This is a genomic window from Xylanibacter caecicola, assembly GCF_013166515.1.
Classification (GTDB): domain Bacteria; phylum Bacteroidota; class Bacteroidia; order Bacteroidales; family Bacteroidaceae; genus Prevotella; species Prevotella caecicola.
In genome coordinates this window covers 161238-182388 of record NZ_JABKKJ010000005.1, presented here as the reverse complement: position 1 = coordinate 182388, position 21151 = coordinate 161238, and the positions used below count along the sequence as shown (strand labels likewise).

Sequence of the window (21151 nt, the reverse complement as noted above, 5' to 3'; positions counted from 1 at the left end):
GACAACTATATCAAGAAAGTGGGAAAGAAATTGAACCTCAGACCGAGAAAGAAACTAAATTTCTCAACCCCGAAAGAAGAATTCTTCAAACAAATCATTAATTTTGCACTTGCCAGTTGAAACTACCGGATACTGAAAAGACATGTTTTCAATAAATTCTTATGACTTTGCATTAGCTGTTGGACTTTACATGTTGTGTGATTGTTAATTAGCTGTTGGAACATGAATGCTCCGTCGCTTTATATAAAGGACACTTGATGCGGAGTTAGTAAGCCCGGATATGGAATAAACCAATATCCGGGTTGTCGTATTGTTCTGTGGTGATTACTTTTTTATGGAGTCATGCGATAGAGGACACATGTGTCTCTGGTTCTTTATATTTATTAAGCATGATATTATTTTTTCTCCGGTCTATTTCCTCTGCTATTGCAAGCGGAACACATCTTTTGTTTATAGGATTGAAGATTGTTGATAATGCCTTAGCTTCAGCCATGGCGCATGGAATTCCTATAATACTAATAAACTGTATGCCGATGTGTAAGGCAGAAGCGAATGCAGCAAGGCATCCGAATGGGAAGAATAATATGCGTATGACAGTAAACCACCACTTCACGGCTGTTGCCTGCTCCTCTCCAGTAAGAAGAATCAAATCTTGCTGTGACACCATTCTTTTTGTAAATGGTGCAAGATAAAAGAGGCTAAGTTGAAACAATCCCAATCCAATAGGAATGCCTATTACTGTGAGACACCATATCAGTCCGCCAATGGCGGTGATTAACGACATTGCAAATCCGAAGAAAGGGAAATGCCAGATAATATTACCAAATGTTTTCATATTACTTGTTTTCTCTCTTCCAGTTCCCTTAAGAGAATTAATAATTTTAGAAGCGTGGAACTGCAATGCCACGTCTTCGAATGATGGTCCTGAGAAAACCGTTGTATACAGATGTAGTAATAGCAGCCCACGCCACATGCGTGAGAACCACTATGCTCTATCCTTGTATACGTTTGAAAGTTTCTCAGGTTTTCATTCGCAAGAGATAAGCATAACGCTTCTTTTTTCAAAAAAATCAGGAAAGATAATCATATCAATCCAAATACAAAATTACAAATAAATAATGATAATCGTCTGTTCTGTAAACTCTTTTTTATTTAAACCATTCTTTTTGCCGTTCGTTTCGCGTCTTTTTTCTAAAGGACATCTCTTCAATTTCCGTTTACAGCAATTTCCATTATAGAAGCAATGTGATGAACAATGTAACAGATTGTTAGCTGTTTTTTACTGTATGTCTGCAAGGTGCAGCCGTTGTCGTTGATAAACAGTTCATTCTATTGATGAAATAATTCTTGATGGCTACGGACAACATGTGCTTGTTGCAGGAGGGAATGTCTTTAAAATCAGAAATTTATGTCTTATGCCTTGTTTTTTATATCCCGCGGTTAAAAATATGGGCTTTTCATCAGTCAGGAGTGCTTATCATTGGTTATATTTGCAGCCGTAAATAATATGCCGGATGAAGAAACTCTGTATCTCAGTGAAGATAGCCATAGGCTATGTTGCCGTTTTGTTTGTTTTTTGTATCGCATCATTGTATATATACAATTATATACTTTCTGTCGGAATACTGTCTATGTGGAGCGATATGTTTCCGTGCGTTCCGGGCTTATAAACCGTTTTATGTTTGATGTACTTGGAGTTGAGTATGCCGAAAAGATGGTAATTCTCGGCAATACCGACGCTTTGCCAGATTATGAACGTATGATAAGGCTTACCAAGATAGATGTCGACAGACTTAAGCTGTTAGTTGATTAGTTGTTGGACTTTGCATATTCTGCATCTTTATGTATTATTCCTAAAAAAATACTTCTTCGTTTGTGATTTACAGCCATTTTCTTTATATTTGCAGGGTGACGAGCAATGTAATAGGGCGTTTAAAGAATATTCCCGTATGGTTTGCAAGGTGCAGACACTGTCGCGGGTTTGGTGTACAGTCACCGTGGGCGTATGCTTTCATACGCTATGTAATAGGAGAAAAGTGGCCTTATTACGCTTATGAACATTTGGACAAAGTTGTTGAAAACATTGGTTGGAGAGACAGACGGCTTGGTCGTTTGTTTTTCAGAATTGCTAATTATTGCCGTTCGTCTGTGGTTCTTGATTTTTCATCCGGTGAGAATATATATGAAGAATATATAAAGGCAGGCAGTGTAAAAAGCCGTATTGTAAGGGTTTCGACAGATATGACATCTGCCGATTATATTTCTTTTCTTGATGACATGTGTGTGCCGGGATTTGTCATGCTGACACTTGAAGGGCGGTGGCGAAGCTTTCTTGACGCAATCCGCCGTAGTGCTGATGACAGGACTCTTGTTGTGGTCAGAAACATAAACAGTGACAACGAAGCACGTCAATGCTGGAGAGAGATTGTCGGTGATGAAAGAAACATTGTGACGTTCGATTTATACTATTGTGGAATTGTCTTTTTTGACAAGAAGCGATATAAGCAAAATTATATAGTAAACTTTTAAATCATAAAGCTATGAAGATTACAAGAGTATATACCAAGACCGGAGACGAGGGAACGACAAGTCTGGTAGGCGGCGTAAAAGTAAAGAAAACAAACTCTCGTATAGAGGCTTACGGCACGGTTGATGAACTGAGTGCAAATCTCGGGTTACTTGCGTCCTTCATGAAAGACGGGGCGGATAAGGATCTTATAATCAGAACACAGCGTAATCTTTTTACCGTGTGCTCATACCTTGCCACGGACAAGACACAAACCGAGCTTGCACCATCTTACACCCTTGATGCAGGTGAGGTCGATATATTGGAGCAGGAGATAGATGCGATTAATGCCAATATCCCCCAGCAAACGGCATTTATACTTCCGGGCGGTTCGCACGAGGCTGCCTTTGCCCATGTCTGTCGTACGGTTTGCCGCCGTGCCGAGAGACGTATCTTTTTCCTTGGTGAAACAACCGAGCTTGATCCGGAAATACTGCAATATATGAACCGCCTGTCAGATTATTTGTTTGTTCTTGCGCGCAAACTGAATTTTATTGACGGCGTGAGGGAAAAAGTATGGACAAAACCTTGCAGATAAGAAAAAAAATATTATTTTTGCGTTCAATTTTTAACGCAAAAGATAACGACTATGTATTGGACACTTGAATTGGCTTCAAAACTGGAAGATGCGCCGTGGCCTGCAACTAAGGAAGAACTGATTGATTATGCGACCCGTTCCGGCGCTCCGCTTGAAGTATTGGAGAATCTGCAAGAGATAGAGGATGAAGGTGATGTATATGAAAGCATAGAGGATATATGGCCAGACTATCCTACGAAAGAAGACTTTCTTTTCAACGAGGACGAGTATTAACAAACATTCTTATGCTGTGTGATAAAATCGACCGAGGCATGTTCTTATGCTCCGGTCGATTGTTTTTTTTGTATCCAATATACACTTAGTCTTTATCGAACATACCTTTGCGGCATGCGGCGTGGGCAGATTTTTGTGACAGTCTTTTCTGCTTCTTTGTCATTCCTGTGGGGGCAAATCTGTTACCTTTCACATTGTTTTTAAATATGTACTCATACCAGGTGCATGCCGCTATGTAGCGTCCCACGAGATGATCGAGATGATATCCGTCGGCATTCAGATTGTCGCCAAGTTCCGTTGAGCGTGCTATTTGTATTGCCGTGCCTGCCGGTATAATCCCTTGAAGTTCATTTTCCCGTGCTGCTCTTGCCGAACATTCGGATATGGCACGATACATTGTCATCTGGTTGTTGCCATATCGTTTGAAGCCGCTGTGGTCGCTTGTCTGTGCATATGCCCAAGTCTGGTGAAACAACACCTTAGTATAAGAAGGAACGCGCGCGCGTATGTACGCCACAAGTTCAGGAAGGAGCGAGAACGAGTCATAGTTTCCGGAGTCATAGCTTGCCTGCTGTACGGTCACAATATCCCACTGCTCCTCTCTTAAAGCCTCGTTCTGTCGCTTGTTGTCAGTCTGCACCCTTATACCGTCCGTTCCTATTTTCCTGTATTCGTATGCCGGAGCATCATTGCGGGCATTGTCTACGTGCCTGCTTATAGGACATCCTCCTATATAGAGGTTGCCTATTATACATTTCTTTCCATCGGCATCAGCAAGGTCCCATAGATATTGCTCGACGGCATCACGTGAAAAACTGTTGCCCACAGCAAGTATTTTCATCACTTTCTCTTGTGCTGCCGCCGATATCGATAATATCATCATGGCGGCAATCACTGTTTTTCGTAAAAAGCTTGTTTTCATTGTGTTTTTGTTTTATTGTTCAGTGCAAAAGTATTGATAAGTTGTTTTACTATAATACTTTTATGGCGTTAAAATGAGGTGTATCGGCAAAATAGGTAAAATAGTATCAATGTCTGCTAAATTAATATTATATATTGTTAGGATAAAACACGAATTTTGCAGATATAAAAATAAATCCAATAACTAAAACCATTAAATCATGAAAAAAACTACATTTATTCTTTCACTCTTGCTGATGGCAGTTCTTAAGGTCTCAGCAGAAGTAATTACTGTATGGGAAGGTGCCCAGTCGGGCAATCTTACTTTCTTCAGCGGTGAAGATAACTACAATGCCCTGATGGGTAATGCACCCGGTCAGGCAAATCTTTCCGCAGGTGATAAAATTGATATTTATTATACAGGTGCAGTTGAGGGCAGCAAACTATGGTTGCAGGATAGTGAGTGGAACACTTATCCCTCTTCCGTGACAGGTGCTGATGTTGACCTGCTTACTGCCGGCGACGGTGTTTTCACTGTGAATGTTTCACAAGATTTCGTGGATGCACTTAAGGTTAAGGGACTACGCCTTCGTCGTGGAGGTGAAGCTGTATATACCTTTACTAAAGTAAATGTTGTTAAAGGCGACGGTACTTCCGGTGGCGACGAACCGGGAACAGGCGACGAGGATCCCGGCAACATCGTGGTATGGGAAGGCTCTTCTGCTTCAACACTGCGCTTCACTCCCGAGTCGGGATCGTTCCTTGATAATTACAACAAACTTGTAGGCGATGCCAAAGGTCAGGCGAATCTTTCTGCCGGCGACAAGATAAAGTTCTATTACACCGGTGCGGCAGAAGGCGACCAGGTATGGTTCCAGGATATGGAGTGGAATAATATCATGGCTATAGACATGAACTCTCCCACAATCGAAGCCGGTGACAACAGCTATGAGTTTATGGTTAGTGTTGCTGCCGTTGAGGCGATAAAGCAGAAAGGAATAATGTTGCGCCGTCCCAATGATGCTTCATACACCTTTACAAAGGTCGAAGTGATAAAGGCACAGATAGGTGACGATGTTATTGTTCCCGATGCATCGGAAACAATCGTATGGAGCGGTTCTGCAACGGGAAGCACATCTGTCGATTTCCGCTACGATCCTAACAAGTCGGCGCTTCTTGGTGCAGACCTCCAGCCCGGCAAGTTCATAAAGGTTTACATGAGCGATGTTGACGAGGGTGACCAGATTTATATTAAGGATACAGCTTCTTGGGAATGTCTTAACAGTGAGACCACAATGGCGGCTGGTACACAGGTGTTCAGCATGGAACTTACCGAGGACATTATCAATAAGATAAAAACATCAGGCATGATTATCCAGCGTCAGGGCAACGGCACTACATACGATTTCGAAATACGCTATGTAACTGTGGCAAATACCGGAACTACAGGTATCGGCTCTATCGAGAACAATAAGGTTTCGGTTGATAATGGCGCCGTTTACAATCTGTGCGGTCAGCGCGTTAGCGCTTCTCATAAGGGTATTGTCATAAAGAACGGCAGAAAATATATTAATAGATGAGTTGGTTGATTAGTTGATTTGTTTATGGTTAAAGATTAAACCCGTAACTTAAAAACAAATATTCTTTTAAAAAATCAGGATGACATTCGGCGTCCTTTAACATTCCGTAGCTTTTCCGACGGTCTGTTAAAGGGCGCCTTTTTTCTTTATATGGTGCTTCTTGCATGTGGCTTACATTCAGCACTTTGCGCCGTTGTTTCATTCCGCGTTGTAAAAGGTGCTCTTTTAGGCTCCGATATGCCGCCTTTTAGACGCTGAAAGGTCACCTTTCGCAGTCCGAAAGGTGACCTTTTGCAAATCGTCCCGTTTTATCGGTTATGTCAAAGTATGATACGTGCCTTTCTTACCTGTTCGCGAAACTCCGAAGGTGAGCATCCTTTGCGGTCTTTGAATATGCGGTTGAAGTTGCTCAGATTATTGAAACCGCAGAAGAAACTGATGTTCGCAATGCTTTCTCCGGTGTCAAGCAGAAGTCTTGCCGCATTGCCGAGGCGTATGTTTATCAGATATTCGCGTAGCGTGTATCCCGTATGCAACTTGAAGAAACGGCTGAATGCACTTGTGCTCATTCCGGCAAGGTCGGCAAGCATCCCAAGCCGTATGTCGTCCATATAATGGTCGTGTATGTATGTCTTGACCTTAAGTATACGCTTGCTGTCGTCCTGTATGTCCACTTTGGCATAGCTGTTTGTTGCCAGCGTGCGTGCCCCCTTGCACAGGGACAGGTCGTAGAGTATGCCCATGAACTGGCTCACCGCCCAGAAACTGTCGTTCATTTTGCTCAGTTGTGTCAGTCGCGGATATACCTGTATTATTGCTTCCATAGGGAATGCCAGTCCTTTCCGTGCCGTTTCCATCATCTTGCGTATACTGCCGAATGGGTTTCGCGCGAGGAATCCTTCATCCATTTTCCAGTGAAACTGTATCGTTATCTCGTGTATGTTCTCACTTGTGCACGTGTTCTGTTCCCAAACATGTTCCAAATCCTGACTTGTTATCAGTACCAGGTCATAGTCTCCGATCACTTCGCTGTGGTCTCCCACTATCCTTCTCACGCCGGCGGCATGTTCTATGAAGTTCAGTTCAAATGCTGCATGGTTGTGTATAGGATAGCTGAACATCATTTTGCACCTGTCGGCGATGTATAGCGAGTCTTCGTCCTGAAGAGGAGTTATTTCGTGTAATATTCGTGTCTCTTTCATGATGTATACTATTATATAATGTGTTATGTATTTTCAAGCATGCTGCAAGCCTAATGCAATCAATCTTGCCTGTAGTTGTTGAGGCGGAGTTTATTTTATACAAAGATACGCAAAAACACATAAATGGCAATGAAACTTTGCTTTTTTTGCTTTTTATCAATACTGATATGCCATGTCGCATGCAGATAGGTAAAATAGTATCAAAATGGGTCAAAATAATATAATATTATGTGATATAAGATATTTATTTTTGCAATATAACTTAATAAAAAAGATATGACCAAAAATTTAATACTCTCGTTTATGCTCGCGATATGTGCTTTTGCAACGTGCCGGGCAGAGGAAAATGTTGTTTATAGCGGTCCGGCGGTAGTTTCCGGATGGACCGGGGTGGATTTGTCTGCGGATGTTTTCTCCGATGTCGGTGCGGGCGATGTAGTCCGTGTCTATGCTTCGGGATTTTTAGGAGCAGACAAGAGCGGCATCGCAGGTTTCCTGTCTTCCGGCTCTGCGCTTTTTCCTGATGAGACAGAGTTTAAGGTATATGGTGACTTTTCCTTGATAGTTTCTCCCGCAATACAGTCGCAGTTGCGTTCCGGCGGACTTACTGTTTCGGGATATAATTATACGATAGACAGGATAACACTTGAGAAAGACCCAAAGAATAAGGTGCTTTTCAGTGGCAGCGTTGCCATTGCTTATTATACGCCGACCATTTCCGTCCCTAAGTTCCAGTTTCAGACTGCGAAAATCGGAGATGTCATAAAAGTATCGGTAAGCAATGTTACATCCGACTCGCGTGGCTGTCTTCAGAATAGTGAGTGGAGCGAACTTAAGTCCGGCTACAGCGGTTTTGAGATGACAGGCGACTACAGCATGGTTATTGACGAAAGTGTCCTTGCACAGTTGCGTGACGGTGTTCTGCGTGTCCGCGGGGCATACCATACAGTGAATAAGGTTACTCTTTATTGTCCTTCTGCCGGCTATGATGTTGTTCCGGGTGAGAGGCGTGAGGCAGTAATGATGTTCGGACTGAATGAGTCGGGAGGCGAGTTCGCGGGGGTATATCCCGGCGTGGACGGAACTCATTACGGTTATCCAAACTACGACGACCTTGCCTATGCGCGCAGAAAAGGTTTCGGTATAATCCGTCTTCCTTTCCGGTGGGAACGTGTCCAGCGTCCTTTAGGATCGGCATCGCTAATCAAGAGTGAGACAGACAAGATAAAGAAAGTGTTGGACTGGGCATCGGAACTCGGTCTGAAAGTGGTCTTTGACATGCACAATTTCGGGCGTTACTGTACATATTGTAATGGTTATAGTTCTGCCGATAATGTATATTCCGTGATAGGAGAGTCTTCGTGCACGCTCGACCAGTTCTGCGATGTATGGCGGATGCTTGCCCGTGAGTTTAAGGATTATGAATGTATATGGGGATATGAAATAATGAACGAGCCGTATGCCATGCTTTCCTCCATGCCGTGGTTTAACATTGCTCAGGCTGCCATATATGCAATACGTGAGGAAGACATGTCCACCCCGATTGTGGTGGATGGCGACCAGTTTGCCACGGCGCGCAACTGGGTATATTACAGTGACAACCTGCGCAATCTTAACGACCCCGCCGACAATCTCATCTTTTCAGCCCATTGTTATTTCGACAAGGACTCTTCAGGAGAGTATAAAGACAGTTATGAAAACTCCGGTGCCAATGCACAGACAGGCGTGACACGTGTAAAGCCGTTTGTAGACTGGTGTAACAAATACGGCAAGCGCGGATATATAGGTGAGTACGGCATTCCTGACGACGACTCGCGATGGAACACTGTTCTAGACAATACCCTCGCTTATCTTCAGGAGAACGGGATGGGCGGAACATACTGGTCTGCCGGTCATCGTTGGGGTGACTATAAGCTGGCTGTCCATCCTACTAATAATTATACCAAGGATCGTCCACAAATGTCCGTACTCGTTAAGTATCAGAGCGTTGGAGCCGGGATTGTGCAGATAGAGAGGTCTGACGCTTCTGTAAGCCCAGATGCATGGTACACACTCCAGGGAATAAAAGTTGAGAACCCCGGGCGCGGCATATTTATACATAAGGGACGGAAGATTGTACGATAATTGGCAAGAAAGTATCATTATCGGGCAAAAATGTGTATAAGCAAATAATTACTAATGCGTATCTTTGCATAAGATAAGCTATGCCTCAGCAATTACAAACAAGTTTGATCGCGTTCGGCTTACATTATCTTTGCATTTGACAAGTTCTATTAATGGCAACAGGAATAATATCTTGCAACGTTCATTTGTCATGATTTGAATTGTCATCGGGGAAAACACTTAAAAGTATATCAACCGTAACAACAATGATGCCACGAATATCACATATTATCGTCACTCTGATACTGTCGTTGTTTTTTGCATCGGGTGTAGAAGCCCGGAAGCGTATTGTAGTACTTGGTTCGTCGACAGCTGCCGGTGCCGGAGTGAGTTCACCGGATAAGGCATGGACGTCACGCGTGTCGGCATGGCTTGAAGAGAACCATCCCGGATGCACATTGATAAATCTTGCAAAGGGAGGATATACCACGTGCCGTATAATGCCGACGGGCACACCGTGCTATCAGGCACGTGAGCATCTGCTCTGTGTCGACACCCTGCGGAATATAGACAAGGCTTTGTCCCTGCATCCGGATATACTTATTATCAATATGCCGACAAATGACACTTCGCACGGTATAAGCGTGAAAACGCAGATGAAACATTTCCGGACAATTGTGCAGAAGGCGCGTAAGGCGGGCGTGGAGGTCTTCATTACAACGTCGCAGCCTCACAATTTCGGTGAAAAATATCAACCTCCGTATGTCGGAGGCAATAAGCCCGATGCCTCAAAACAGTATTACCGCAATTGGTTTGATGAACTGTCACGGAAAATAAAGTACAGATATGGCAGGCATGCCATAGACTTCTATACCAACATTGCCAGCCCGGACGGATTAGGATTCATATCTCCGGCATACGATTCGGGCGATGGGGTTCATCTGAACGATGCGGCTCATTATATATTTGCAAGGCGTGTGATAGACAAATTAATATATTCTATAAAATGAAAAACCTATGAACAAGAAACCAGAATTATTGTCTTTGTGCAGACGAGGTCTGTTTGAAGGCAAGCAGAGAATTCTCCTCGTGCTTTTGGTCATGATACTGAGCGTTACCGCAAGTTTCGCCCAGAGTATCAATGTCCAGGGACGGGTTATTGACAAAAACGGTGATCCGGTAATCGGTGCAAGTGTCATCGAGGTCGGAAGCAAAGGTAACGGTACTGTCACGGACATTGACGGAAAGTACAGTATTTCATTGAAGAGCCGTTCTTCGCAGATCTCATTCTCGGCAATAGGATATGAGACGGTGAAGGTAAGTGTGAAAGGACGTGCGGCTATCGATATCGAGATGAGAGACGATGTCAATATGATAGACGAACTTGTCGTTGTCGGTTATGGAAAGTTGCGCAAGAGCGACCTTACCGGTGCCATGGCTTCCATAAGTTCGGAAGAACTTATGCGTGGAACGCCGACTGACTTCGGAAGCGGACTGCAGGGAAAGATTGCCGGTGTACAGGTTAACCGCAACGATGGTGCTCCGGGTGCCGGTATCAGTATAACGATACGTGGTGCCAACTCTACAAGTACGAGTACACAGCCTCTGTATGTAATCGACGGTATACCGTTTGAGACGAGCGGAACTCCGAAGAGTGATGCCAATTCAGGTAACAATACCGTTGACAACCCGCTGTCTATGATTAACCCGAACGATATTGAGAATATCGAAGTGCTCAAGGATGCGTCTGCCACTGCCATTTATGGCTCGCGCGGTGCTAACGGAGTTGTCCTCGTTACAACCAAACAGGGTAAGGCAGGTGCACAGCGCATAGAGTTTTCAGCCAACTGGGGCGTCATGAAAATTTCCAAGAAAATAAAGATGCTCGATGCCTATACATACGCAAACTATGTAAATGAAGGTGTTGTCAACGGCAGCATATACGACGGTCTTGTTGCCGGCAACCCTGCCTATTCCGGCAAGTGGAGCTATCGTTATGACTCGGATAACAATCTTATTCCCGAGTCTGGAAGCTATCATCCGCTTCCCGAGGACTTCCTCACGCCCGGTTGGCATACAGACGGATATGGCAATACCGAGTGGGTTGAAGGTACGAACTGGCTCGACGAGGTTACACAGACAGGAACAGACCAGACATATAACCTCAGTATTTCAGGCGGAAGTGACAAGAGCAACTATGCTATATCCGGAAACTATACAAATCAGGAAGGTGTCATCAAGAATTCCGGCTATGAGCGTTATACATTCCGTACGAATGTAAACTCCAATCCGCTTAAGTGGCTTAAGGCTGGCTTGAACATAAACTTTACACATTCTGAAAACAAATTCTCAAAAACAAATTCATACGATTACAGTATAATCCGTTCTGCACTTATTTATCTTCCGACAATATATGTAGGTGACAAGTCGGATGCGGATACATATGCGTGGCTGTCTGCCAACCCGCGTACATACGTCAATACGGCAAAAGACGAGATGGTCACGACAAACATATTTACATCGGCATATCTCGAGGCGCGCCTCGCACCCTCTCTCTCGTTCCGCCAGAATCTCGGTATAAGCAACATAAACCGTGAGCGTGACACCTATTATAATAGGGAGACCGGTGAGGGTAAGACAGCCAAAGGACGTGCAGGAAAGGCTGACAACTGGAATACTCACATCACGTTGGAATCCATGCTTACTTTTGATAAGACTTTCGGAAAGCATCACCGCCTTAATGCTGTTGCCGCATTTACATACGAACGTAGCAATTGGGGAGGCAAGTCTATCACGGCAAGTAATTTCCCGACAGACCTTACACAGGATTATGACATGAGCGCAGCCATGACCATTGACACTCCGACGAGTGACCGCGGACGCTCTACCATGGTGTCTTTGCTCGGACGTGTGAACTATACTCTCATGGACAGATATATCGCGACACTCTCGTATCGTCGTGACGGTTCAAGCAAATTTGCCGAAGGCAACAAGTTCGCAAACTTCGCATCAGGCGCGTTGGCATGGAATATATCAGAAGAGAAGTTCATCAAGGATCTTAATATTTTCTCTAATCTTAAGCTCCGTGTCAGCTATGGACAGACCGGTAACCAGGCCTTGTCGGACTATATGACTATGGACAGGGTACGCGTGGCAAACTATCCGTTGGCCGGTTCTCTGAACGGTGGTTACACGTATGATACGGGAAGTGGTCCGCGAAACACCAAACTGCGCTGGGAGACAACAGATCAGTTTAATGTTGGTCTTGACATGGGCTTCATGCGTAACCGCTTGAGCATGAGCATGAACTGGTATCTCAAGGAAACAAACGACCTGCTTCAGACCATTTCAATTCCTACCAATACCGGATACAGAACGATGTGGACGAATAGCGGAAGCGTGCGTAACACCGGTTTCGAACTGTCCGGTAACTTCGTAGTAGTTGACACCCGTGATTGGGGACTGGAAGTGGATGCAAACATATCATGGAACCGCAACAGGCTATTTAACCTTCCTGCCGACCAGTATGCGTCACAGTTGTGGTACGGTGCAAGCCAGGTATTCATACAGCGTAACGACATGCCTATAGGGGCGATATACGGATATGTGGAGGATGGTTTCTATGACAATATAGCCGAGGTTCGTGCAGATCCGATGTACCGTACGGTATCGGACGCTGAAGCACAGCGCATGGTGGGTGAGATAAAATATGTAGATGTTGACGGAGACGGACAACTTACGGCAGACCGCGACCGAGTTGTCATAGGCGACACCAATCCCGATTATACCTACGGATTCAATATCAGCGGACGCTGGAAGAAACTCAGTCTTAGCATGTTCTTCCAGGGAACCCAGGGCAATGATGTCTACAACGGTAACTTGATGATGATAGGAATGTCAAGTATCGGAAATATTACAAGAGACGCGTATAATACACGCTGGACACCTGAAAATGCCTCGTTTGCAAAATGGCCTCGTGTTACGACTGCAATGACACGCAACATGCTTCTTTCAGACCGCTATGTTGAAGACGGCTCGTATTTCCGTCTTAAGACCGTAAGTCTTGAATACGACTTCGGACGTATAGCAAGAACGGTTGGATTGAGAGCATATTTCACGGCATCTAATCTCTTTACGATAACCGGCTATAGTTGGTTTGACCCGGATGTAAACGCTTTTGGTACCGATGCTTCACGTCGTGGCGTGGATATAAATTCATACCCGAATAACAGGAGCTTCTCTTTCGGTGTTAAGCTGACCTTATAATATACACCTGTACTAATCAATATAAAAATGATTATGAAAAGCAAAATATTTCTATCAGCCATGGCCTTTGCGCTTATGTCAGTTCCTGTATTTACTTCGTGTGAGGACTGGCTTGAAGAAAAGGCATATACGTTTGTCACGACAGATGACATTCCAAATAGTAATGAAGGTGCCGACTCGTGGACGCTCGGTGTCTATAACTCGTTGTTCTCGGACATGTTCATGTATGGTTCGTTTCCGCGCCCGTTGGATTACGACTGTGACTATATCTCAGGCGCAGTGTGGCAATTCTCGGAGTTTGGCAGCGGAAACTTTCAGGGCGGTACGTCACAGGCAGATGCCATGTGGAACGGCATGTATGCCCTAATTAACAAGGCTAATAAGGCTATTACCAACGTGAAAGCTCTTGACGGGGCAACGGAACTGCATCGTAACAATTGTCTCGGAGAACTTTATTTCCTTAAGGCATGGGCATATTTCATGCTGACGAGAGCCTATGGAGACATTCCTGTGCATTCTGTAAGTGTGGACGAGGAAGGTACGTATGACAACTTCCCGCGTATTCCGATAAAGGATGTATACGAGAAGACCATAATACCGCTTCTTGACGATGCCCGCACAATGCTCTATAAAAATACCACCGGAGCTTATACCCCCGGACGTGTCAATGCGGCTTCTGCTGCCGGGCTTGAGGCAAAAGTGTATGCAACGATGGCTGCCGGTGCAACTGCTGATGGTGAGGATATTGTGGTGAAGACGGGAGTACCTTATGTGGTACAGAATATAAACGGAACAGCCACTAAAGTATATACCGACCCTGTCAAGACATTGATGCACAAACGCGTTGTTGCCGGATATGAGAACTTTGACGCAAGAGAGTGCTGGCAGAAAGCATACGACCTTGCAAAGGCTGTGAAAGCCGGTGACTATGGCAAAATAGAACTTTCCGATTATGCAAACTTGTGGAGCAATTCAGGAAAGACAGCATCGGAGCACCTCTTCTCCTTGCAGACAATATCCGGAGACAATATGTATGGCACGTTGTTCTCTTATCACTACTGCGGCATGACAAATGCAGCCGGTCATATCGTAAACAGCCTTACGGTGGGTATGCGCTGGCACTGGTATATGCTGTTTGAAGAAATGGATCATCGTATCTATGAAGGAGTTCTTCACGCCTGGATACGTGATGGTTCTGACACAAGCTGGGGCGGAGGCTCATATTTCCCTAACTTCGGTATATGGCAGAAGAGAGTCGAAAACCGTGAAGCACCGTATGACAATACGGATGTGACGTCAAGCTGGCGTTGTGACGGTGCCGGATCAGAACAGTTCTTTGCTTTCCAGACAAAGTATCTTCAGCAGATCAGCGACCGTTCTCTGAGCCGTACAGATGCCAACTATCCGTTCTTACGCTATGCGGATGTGCTTCTTATTCTTGCTGAGGCTGCCAATGAGCTTAACGGTCCGACACAGGAAGCTGTTAACGCGCTTAATCTTGTGCGTGAGCGCAGTAATGCTACACCGCGTGATATAGAACAGTTTGAGGAAGGAACAATAGTGAAGGTTGACGGCGTTAATACAAAGATTTCTCCTAAGGCTTCGTTACGCTCCTCAATCATAGAGGAACGTGCAATGGAACTTGCCCTTGAGGGAGACCGTCGTTGGGACCTCATACGTTGGGGTATATATCTTCCTGCCATGAATGCTTTGGGCGGCGCCGATGAACCGGGAAACGTGAAAGAGCGTTCGGAAAAGCATCTTCTTTTCCCGATTCCTACTCTTGAAGTGCTGACGAACAAGGGTATTAAAGCCAATAATCCGGGCTGGAACTAATTAATGAAACGATTAAGTAAAACAAAACACGACAGAAGTATGAAATGTATATCATTTTCTATTATATGTGCCTGTATGATGTTTGGGTGTATTGCATGTGACGACATAACACAAGTGGATGAAGTCCTTGCAGGTGAGAATATCCCGAGTACCGGCGCTCCTGCCATTACGAAGATTGTGATGGCAAACGACACTACCGGAACGCCGATAGAGACGGCGGCATTTACTCAGGTGGTGCGCATAGAAGGAACAAATCTCGGCAACGTTACGTCGTTGAAGTTTAATGATGTTGATGTAGACCTGAGTGAAGTGTATTCAAGTTACGATGCAGTGCTTGCGAAGGTTCCGAGAGTGCTTCCCGAGACGGTTACAGACCGTGTATATGTATCAACAAAATTAGGCGAGACATCGGCTCCGCTGAAAGTAACGATACCCGAACTGAAGATACAGGGACTGTATTGTGAATTTGCACAGCCCGGAGATACTACGTATATACAGGGAAACGACTATGACCTTTACGGAATAACGGCAGAAGATGCTGTCGTTAAAGTGGGTGATAAGGATGTAAATGTGCTTGCAGCTTCGGAAACAGAACTTATGATACAGATACCCGGTAATGCAAGAATGGGCGACCCTGTAACTGTTCAGGGCAGTAAGATGGCAGAGCCTGTAACCTTAGACTATGCCAAACCGGGTGTTTCGGAACTGTTTGACTTTAATAACTGGCCGGGTGTAGGTGCATTTACCCATGCAAGCAAATATCCGTGGGCACCGAAGAACTTCTTGTACAGCAAGTTCTCTGCTGGACCTGATGACCCCAAACCTTTAGGTAGTGACGGTAAGTACATACGTTTTAAAGATCAGGTGAACGCTTGGGGATGGATGGTGTTCTGGGCCGGATACATCGATTTGCCTGCCGATGTGGCTGCCAATCCTCAGGATTATCAGATGCGCTTTGAGTTCTGGAATGATCAGAAATATCCTCTGAACTCCAATTACAGGATTATTTTCGGCAACTATCAGTGGTATCCGGGTGGTGACGGTATTGCTTTGAATACGAAAAATCAGTGGAAAACCATACGAATAGACCTTGACGAGGAAGATCCTGAGGGACATGTGCTTGTGCCGGCCGGAACCGACAGCAGCGTACGTTATTCGTTCATGATAATCTTCTCTCCAACTTCGGCGCAGACATATAATATAGCAATGACAAACTTCCGTTTCGTAAAAAAATAATCAGATATGAAGAATATTAAGTTTATCAATATAATTATGGTTCTGGCACTGATGTGTCTGGGACTGACGGCATGCGACAGTGATAATGACGGCAACGGTGAAGAAACCGGCGGAGGTACCGGTGGAGGAGGCTCTGTTGCTAAACTTGCGGAACCATATTTTGGCGTGAATATGTCCGGTGCCGAGTTTGCTGCCGTCTATCCGGGAGTGGATGGTACACATTACGGTTACCCGACCCGTTCGGATATAGAGTATTTTGCAAATAAAGGCTTTAAGCTGATACGTTTCCCGTTCAGATGGGAGCGTATACAGAGACAGCTTGGCGGTGAACTGGATCAGGTGGAACTCGCAAAAATGAAAGCTGTTGTCAGTGCGGCTCAGGAACTTGGGATTTATGTAATCCTTGATTTGCATAACTTCGGGCGTTATTGCACATACAGCAACGGTCATAACTCTGATGCCAACAATTATGCCATCTTGGGTTCCCGTACATGTTCTTCTGCTCATTTCTGCGACTTGTGGAAACGTTTGGCACAGGAGTTTATGGGATATACAAATATATGGGGCTATGATATAATGAACGAGCCTCATGATATGCTGAAGTCTTCTCCTTGGGACAAACTGGCTCAGGAATGTATAGATGCCATACGTGAAGTGGACAAGCAGACACCTATAGTTATTGAAGGCAATGAATATGCTTCGTCCAGCAAGTGGACAAACTTGAGTCAGGATCTTAAAGACCTTACAGACCCTTCGGACAAACTTATATTCCAAGCGCATGTGTATTTTGACAATGATGCCAGTGGCAAGTATGTCAAGAACTATGATCAGGAACAGGCTACGGAGAATATTGGTGTAGAGAGACTGAAGCCGTTTGTTGAGTGGTGTAAGAAATATGGCAAGCAGGGTTTTGTCGGTGAATACGGTGTGCCGGATGACGACCCGCGCTGGCTTGTCACTCTTGATAAGGCGTTGGAATATCTTTCGGAGAACGGAATAGGCGGTACATATTGGTCTGCCGGTTCGCGTTGGGGAGACTATTCTCTTGCAGTACAACCTGTAAACGGACAAGACAGACCCCAGATGTCGGTGCTTGAGAAGTATTTTAAGGCGAAATGATGATGTTTCTTATGAGCAGAATTAAGATTGTTATTATAATGTTGATGATGACTGTGGCTGCCTCTGCCGTTACTCCGGTGAAGAGGTGGGGGCAACTGCAGGTCATTGGTAATCAACTGTGTGACAGTAAGGGAGAGCCTGTCGCTCTTCGTGGTGTAAGCCTTGGCTGGCACAATCTGTGGCCTCGTTTTTACAATGCAAAATGTGTAAAATGGCTTCGGGATGACTGGAACTGTACTGTATTGCGTGCAGCCATGGGCGTCTGTATTGAAGATAACTACAAGGAGAACCCTGAGTTTGCTCTGTCGTGCATGAACAAAGTTATTAAGGCTGCCATAAGGAATGGAATTTATGTCATAATAGACTGGCACACTTATTATCCGGAAAAGGAAGAAGCCGTTAAGTTTTTCGGTATGATGGCAAAGGAATACGGCAAGTATCCTAATGTCATTTATGAAATATATAATGAACCTATGGAGGATACATGGGAGAGTGTCAGTGACTATGCGTATGCTGTAATAGCGGAGATACGCAAGTATGATAAGGACAATATAGTTCTTGTCGGTAATCCGCATTGGGATCAGGATCTGCATCTTGTAGCGGAACGTCCGTTGGAGGGACAGACAAATATAATGTATAGTCTTCATTTTTATGCTGCCACTCATGGACAAGAACTGCGCGACCGTGCTGAAGCGGCATGGAAAAAAGGAATTCCTATCTTTGTTAATGAATGTGCAGGTATGGAATGCACCGGTGACGGTCCGCTTGACATGGAAGAGTGGCAGCGTTGGACCGATTGGATGGAGGAACATCGTATAAGTTGGGTCAACTGGTCTGTTTCGGATAAGAACGAGACATGTTCCATGCTTATTCCAAGGGCACGCAAAGACGGGCATTGGACGGATGATGTGATAAAACCATACGGCAGGATTGTAAGGTCAAACCTGCGTAAATATAATCCTTGAATTTAAGAAAGAGTTGTTTGCAAATGAATAAAACGTTTCTCACGGTAATATGTCTGATGTTTGTTGCATGTGCTGTACATGCTCAGGCTTCACTTGACGAGATAGATCGCCGGGCATGGCACGATGCTGTATCGCCGCTTGATGTGGAAGCTGTCGATATGTCCGATATTCCTGTGAGAAAAATGAAACATCGTGCTTCGGATCGTTGCATGTCCTTAAACGGTTCATGGATGTTGACCGGAGCAGATAGTATAAATTCGGACATCTCTGTTCCGTGTAATGTTCCCGGAAGTATACATACGGCATTGAAAGGTGCCGGGGTTATTCCGGATCCGTGCTTGGGACGGAATGATACTATAGCGGAACGTTGTTCTTATAGGCGTTGGTATGTTACGAGGACGTTTGACTATGATGGTACGATGTCCAATCCGTTGTTGTCTTTTAAAGGTGTGGCAAATAAGTGCCGGATTTTTATAAACGGGATGCTTGCGGCTGAGCATGAGGGAATGTTCGGAGAACCGGACATTGAGGCGGAAAGATATCTGAAGCGTGGCGAGAATGTTATTAAGGTGGAGCTCTTGCCGATACCGGAGATATATAACGGAGGATGGCCGGCAACGGCAAATGAGGCTTGGAAACATACTGTAGTAGCCAATTGTGTTTATGGATGGCATTACTCAAAGATACCTTCAATGGGTATATGGAGTGATGTACAGATTTTAGACAGACCTGATTTAAGGATAGAGACCCCGTTCTTTATTACTCGCTCTGTAGAAGGTGACATGCGGATGCAGATCACATTTCCGAATGTGACTACAGGAGAAATACGTTTGTTGATAAAGCCTTATAATTTTGATGGTAAGGCACAGACTTTTGCTAAAACAATAAATGAAGCTAAAGGGAATGTCGCTTTCGATTTTAAAATAAAGGAACCGAGCCTTTGGTGGCCCAATGGTGTCGGTAGCCCTAATCTATATGATGCAGAAATACAACTTTTGATTGATGGCAAAGTAAGGTCTGTTTGTGAGAGGCGTTTCGGTATCAGAACAGTAGAGATGAAGCCGTTCCCGGAAGGGAAACGTGAGGATTTATATAACTGGACGTTCTGCATCAATGGACATGACATGTTCGTAAAAGGAACAGGGTGGTGTATGATGGATGCTTTGCTTGATTTCTCAAGAGAGAAGTATGAACGGTTCTTGTCCGTTGCCCGTCAGCAAAATATCCAGCTGATAAGAGCTTGGGGAGGAGGTATGCCGGAAACGGATACGTTCTATGAACTTTGTGATGAAAAAGGCATAATGGTCATGCAGGAGTGGCCTACTGCATGGAACAGTCATGAGACACAACCGTTTGAAATGCTGAGGGAAACAGTTGTCAGCAATACCGTTCGTCTGAGAAACCATCCGTCTCTTGTTATGTGGGGAGGAGGCAATGAGTCTGAGAAACCTTATGGTCGTGCTATAGACATGATGGGACACCTTAGTGTCGAACTTGACGGATCCAGACCATTTCATCGCGCAGAAGCATGGGGCGGTAGCCGTCATAACTATAACTGCTGGTGGGATGAGATGCATCTTAATCATAATCTGAACATGACCGCACGTTTTTGGGGTGAGTTCGGTGTGCCGTCATTACCTTCAGTGGAGTCTGTTATGAAATATCTTAATGATGAGGAATATGTATGGCCGCCAAAGAAAGAGTCGGTTTTTACTCATCATACTCCAATATTCGGTACAAATGGAGAGATTAGCAGGTTGGGGCAGTATGCCGGTTATTTCACATCTTTGGAAACTTTGGATGACGTTGTGTTCGGGTCACAGATGGCACAGGTGGTAGGCGTAAGGCACACTCTTGAGCGTTCTCGTACAATGTGGCCAAATACAACAGGTGCTCTTTATTATAAGTTAAATGATAACTATCCGGGATTGTCATGGTCGAGTATAGATTATTACGGTGTAATAAAACCTTTGCATTATTTTGCTAAGCGGGCTTTTGAGCCTACAACTACTGTCTTGTTGTTTGACAGGACAAATATGGCAGGGCAAGAGGTCAGTATTCCTTATTATCTTCTTGATGATAATAATACTATTACGGACCGGAATGTAAAAGCCCGTCTTTCTGTTTGGAACCATAAGATGAAGTGCGTTCTGGATACGTTAATTACGATTAAGCCTAAAGGAAGGGTTGAGAAGATTTCGGACATTGTACTGAAGGATAACCAGACATTAAGTGAGATGCTGTATATGAAAACAGATCTTTTGAAAGATGATGGTACACTTATAGCAAGAAACTGGTACTTCTGTAATTATGAGACACGCCGTGGTGTAATGCAGGAATCGTGTGCAGCAGATGTATGTTTTGAACAGGACGGAAATACTATAACAATAAAAAATCAGTCTGATTGGCCGGCTGTAGGAGTTACTATAGATGTGCCCGGAATGTCTTCGAGTCTGCTTTTATCGGACAATTATTTATGGATTGATCCGGGTGAGACGGTAATAGTAGATGCTAATACATCGCGTCCGGCTATAGTAAAATGGTGGAATTCAAAAAATAAATGAAAT

General features: G+C 44.5%; 16 protein-coding genes and 1 pseudogene. 14 read left to right on the top strand and 3 right to left on the bottom strand.

What is annotated here, in order from left to right:
- Nucleotides 1–120, top strand: a pseudogene (locus tag HPS54_RS13065) (IS30 family transposase); the annotation flags it as partial.
- 220 nt (nt 121–340) lie between these two features.
- Here HPS54_RS13065 and HPS54_RS05130 read toward each other — a convergent pair.
- Complete coding sequence (locus HPS54_RS05130; RefSeq protein WP_216653038.1) at nt 341–835, bottom strand: YccF domain-containing protein; 495 nt, start codon at nt 833–835, stop codon at nt 341–343.
- Nucleotides 836–1678: 843 nt separating this feature from the next.
- Here HPS54_RS05130 and HPS54_RS12990 point away from each other — a divergent pair.
- The 4 genes from HPS54_RS12990 (at nt 1679) to HPS54_RS05115 (ending at nt 3377) form a co-directional block, all read left to right on the top strand.
- Nucleotides 1679–1813 (top strand): hypothetical protein, encoded by a 135-nt coding sequence (locus HPS54_RS12990; protein WP_256378092.1) that lies wholly within the window; start codon nt 1679–1681, stop codon nt 1811–1813.
- Nucleotides 1814–2061: 248 nt separating this feature from the next.
- Nucleotides 2062–2529, top strand: coding sequence for a hypothetical protein (locus HPS54_RS05125; RefSeq protein ID WP_216653037.1), 468 nt, complete (start codon nt 2062–2064; stop codon nt 2527–2529).
- Between the two features lie 11 nt (nt 2530–2540).
- On the top strand, nt 2541–3104 hold the full coding sequence (locus HPS54_RS05120; RefSeq protein WP_172344386.1) for a cob(I)yrinic acid a,c-diamide adenosyltransferase: 564 nt from the start codon (nt 2541–2543) through the stop codon (nt 3102–3104).
- Nucleotides 3105–3155: 51 nt separating this feature from the next.
- Complete coding sequence (locus tag HPS54_RS05115; RefSeq protein ID WP_172344385.1) at nt 3156–3377, top strand: DUF2795 domain-containing protein; 222 nt, start codon at nt 3156–3158, stop codon at nt 3375–3377.
- 85 nt (nt 3378–3462) lie between these two features.
- Here the strand turns inward: HPS54_RS05115 and HPS54_RS05110 are convergent, their stop codons facing one another.
- On the bottom strand, nt 3463–4299 hold the full coding sequence (locus HPS54_RS05110) for a DUF4886 domain-containing protein (protein ID WP_253951940.1): 837 nt from the start codon (nt 4297–4299) through the stop codon (nt 3463–3465).
- A 199-nt stretch (nt 4300–4498) separates the two neighbouring features.
- Here HPS54_RS05110 and HPS54_RS05105 point away from each other — a divergent pair, with 199 nt between their 5' ends.
- Nucleotides 4499–5857, top strand: a complete 1359-nt coding sequence (locus HPS54_RS05105) for a hypothetical protein (RefSeq protein ID WP_172344384.1) — start codon at nt 4499–4501, stop codon at nt 5855–5857.
- Nucleotides 5858–6177: 320 nt separating this feature from the next.
- Here HPS54_RS05105 and HPS54_RS05100 read toward each other — a convergent pair whose 3' ends face one another.
- The gene (locus HPS54_RS05100; RefSeq protein WP_172344383.1) at nt 6178–7059 is read right to left on the bottom strand and encodes an AraC family transcriptional regulator; all 882 of its coding nucleotides are present in this window, start codon (nt 7057–7059) and stop codon (nt 6178–6180) included.
- 276 nt (nt 7060–7335) lie between these two features.
- On the opposite strand from HPS54_RS05100, the gene HPS54_RS12895 reads away from it, so the two are divergent.
- The 8 genes from HPS54_RS12895 to HPS54_RS05060 all read left to right on the top strand — a co-directional run bounded on the left by HPS54_RS12895 (nt 7336) and on the right by HPS54_RS05060 (nt 21148).
- The gene (locus HPS54_RS12895) at nt 7336–9183 is read left to right on the top strand and encodes a glycoside hydrolase family 5 protein (protein ID WP_253951939.1); all 1848 of its coding nucleotides are present in this window, start codon (nt 7336–7338) and stop codon (nt 9181–9183) included.
- A gap of 245 nt (nt 9184–9428) precedes the next feature.
- Nucleotides 9429–10172 (top strand): SGNH/GDSL hydrolase family protein, encoded by a 744-nt coding sequence (locus HPS54_RS05090; RefSeq protein ID WP_172344382.1) that lies wholly within the window; start codon nt 9429–9431, stop codon nt 10170–10172.
- A 7-nt stretch (nt 10173–10179) separates the two neighbouring features.
- Nucleotides 10180–13428, top strand: coding sequence for a SusC/RagA family TonB-linked outer membrane protein (locus HPS54_RS05085; protein ID WP_172344381.1), 3249 nt, complete (start codon nt 10180–10182; stop codon nt 13426–13428).
- A 33-nt stretch (nt 13429–13461) separates the two neighbouring features.
- Complete coding sequence (locus HPS54_RS05080) at nt 13462–15264, top strand: RagB/SusD family nutrient uptake outer membrane protein (protein WP_253951938.1); 1803 nt, start codon at nt 13462–13464, stop codon at nt 15262–15264.
- Between the two features lie 75 nt (nt 15265–15339).
- The gene (locus HPS54_RS05075; RefSeq protein WP_253951937.1) at nt 15340–16500 is read left to right on the top strand and encodes a glycan-binding surface protein; all 1161 of its coding nucleotides are present in this window, start codon (nt 15340–15342) and stop codon (nt 16498–16500) included.
- A 6-nt stretch (nt 16501–16506) separates the two neighbouring features.
- Nucleotides 16507–17619 (top strand): glycoside hydrolase family 5 protein, encoded by a 1113-nt coding sequence (locus HPS54_RS05070; RefSeq protein ID WP_253951936.1) that lies wholly within the window; start codon nt 16507–16509, stop codon nt 17617–17619.
- A gap of 2 nt (nt 17620–17621) precedes the next feature.
- On the top strand, nt 17622–18584 hold the full coding sequence (locus HPS54_RS05065) for a glycoside hydrolase family 5 protein (RefSeq protein WP_420907313.1): 963 nt from the start codon (nt 17622–17624) through the stop codon (nt 18582–18584).
- Nucleotides 18585–18607: 23 nt separating this feature from the next.
- Nucleotides 18608–21148 carry a glycoside hydrolase family 2 protein gene (locus tag HPS54_RS05060; protein WP_172344378.1) on the top strand — a complete coding sequence of 847 codons (2541 nt, stop codon included), beginning with the start codon at nt 18608–18610 and terminating at the stop codon, nt 21146–21148.
- The last annotated feature ends 3 nt before the right edge of the window (nt 21149–21151 follow it).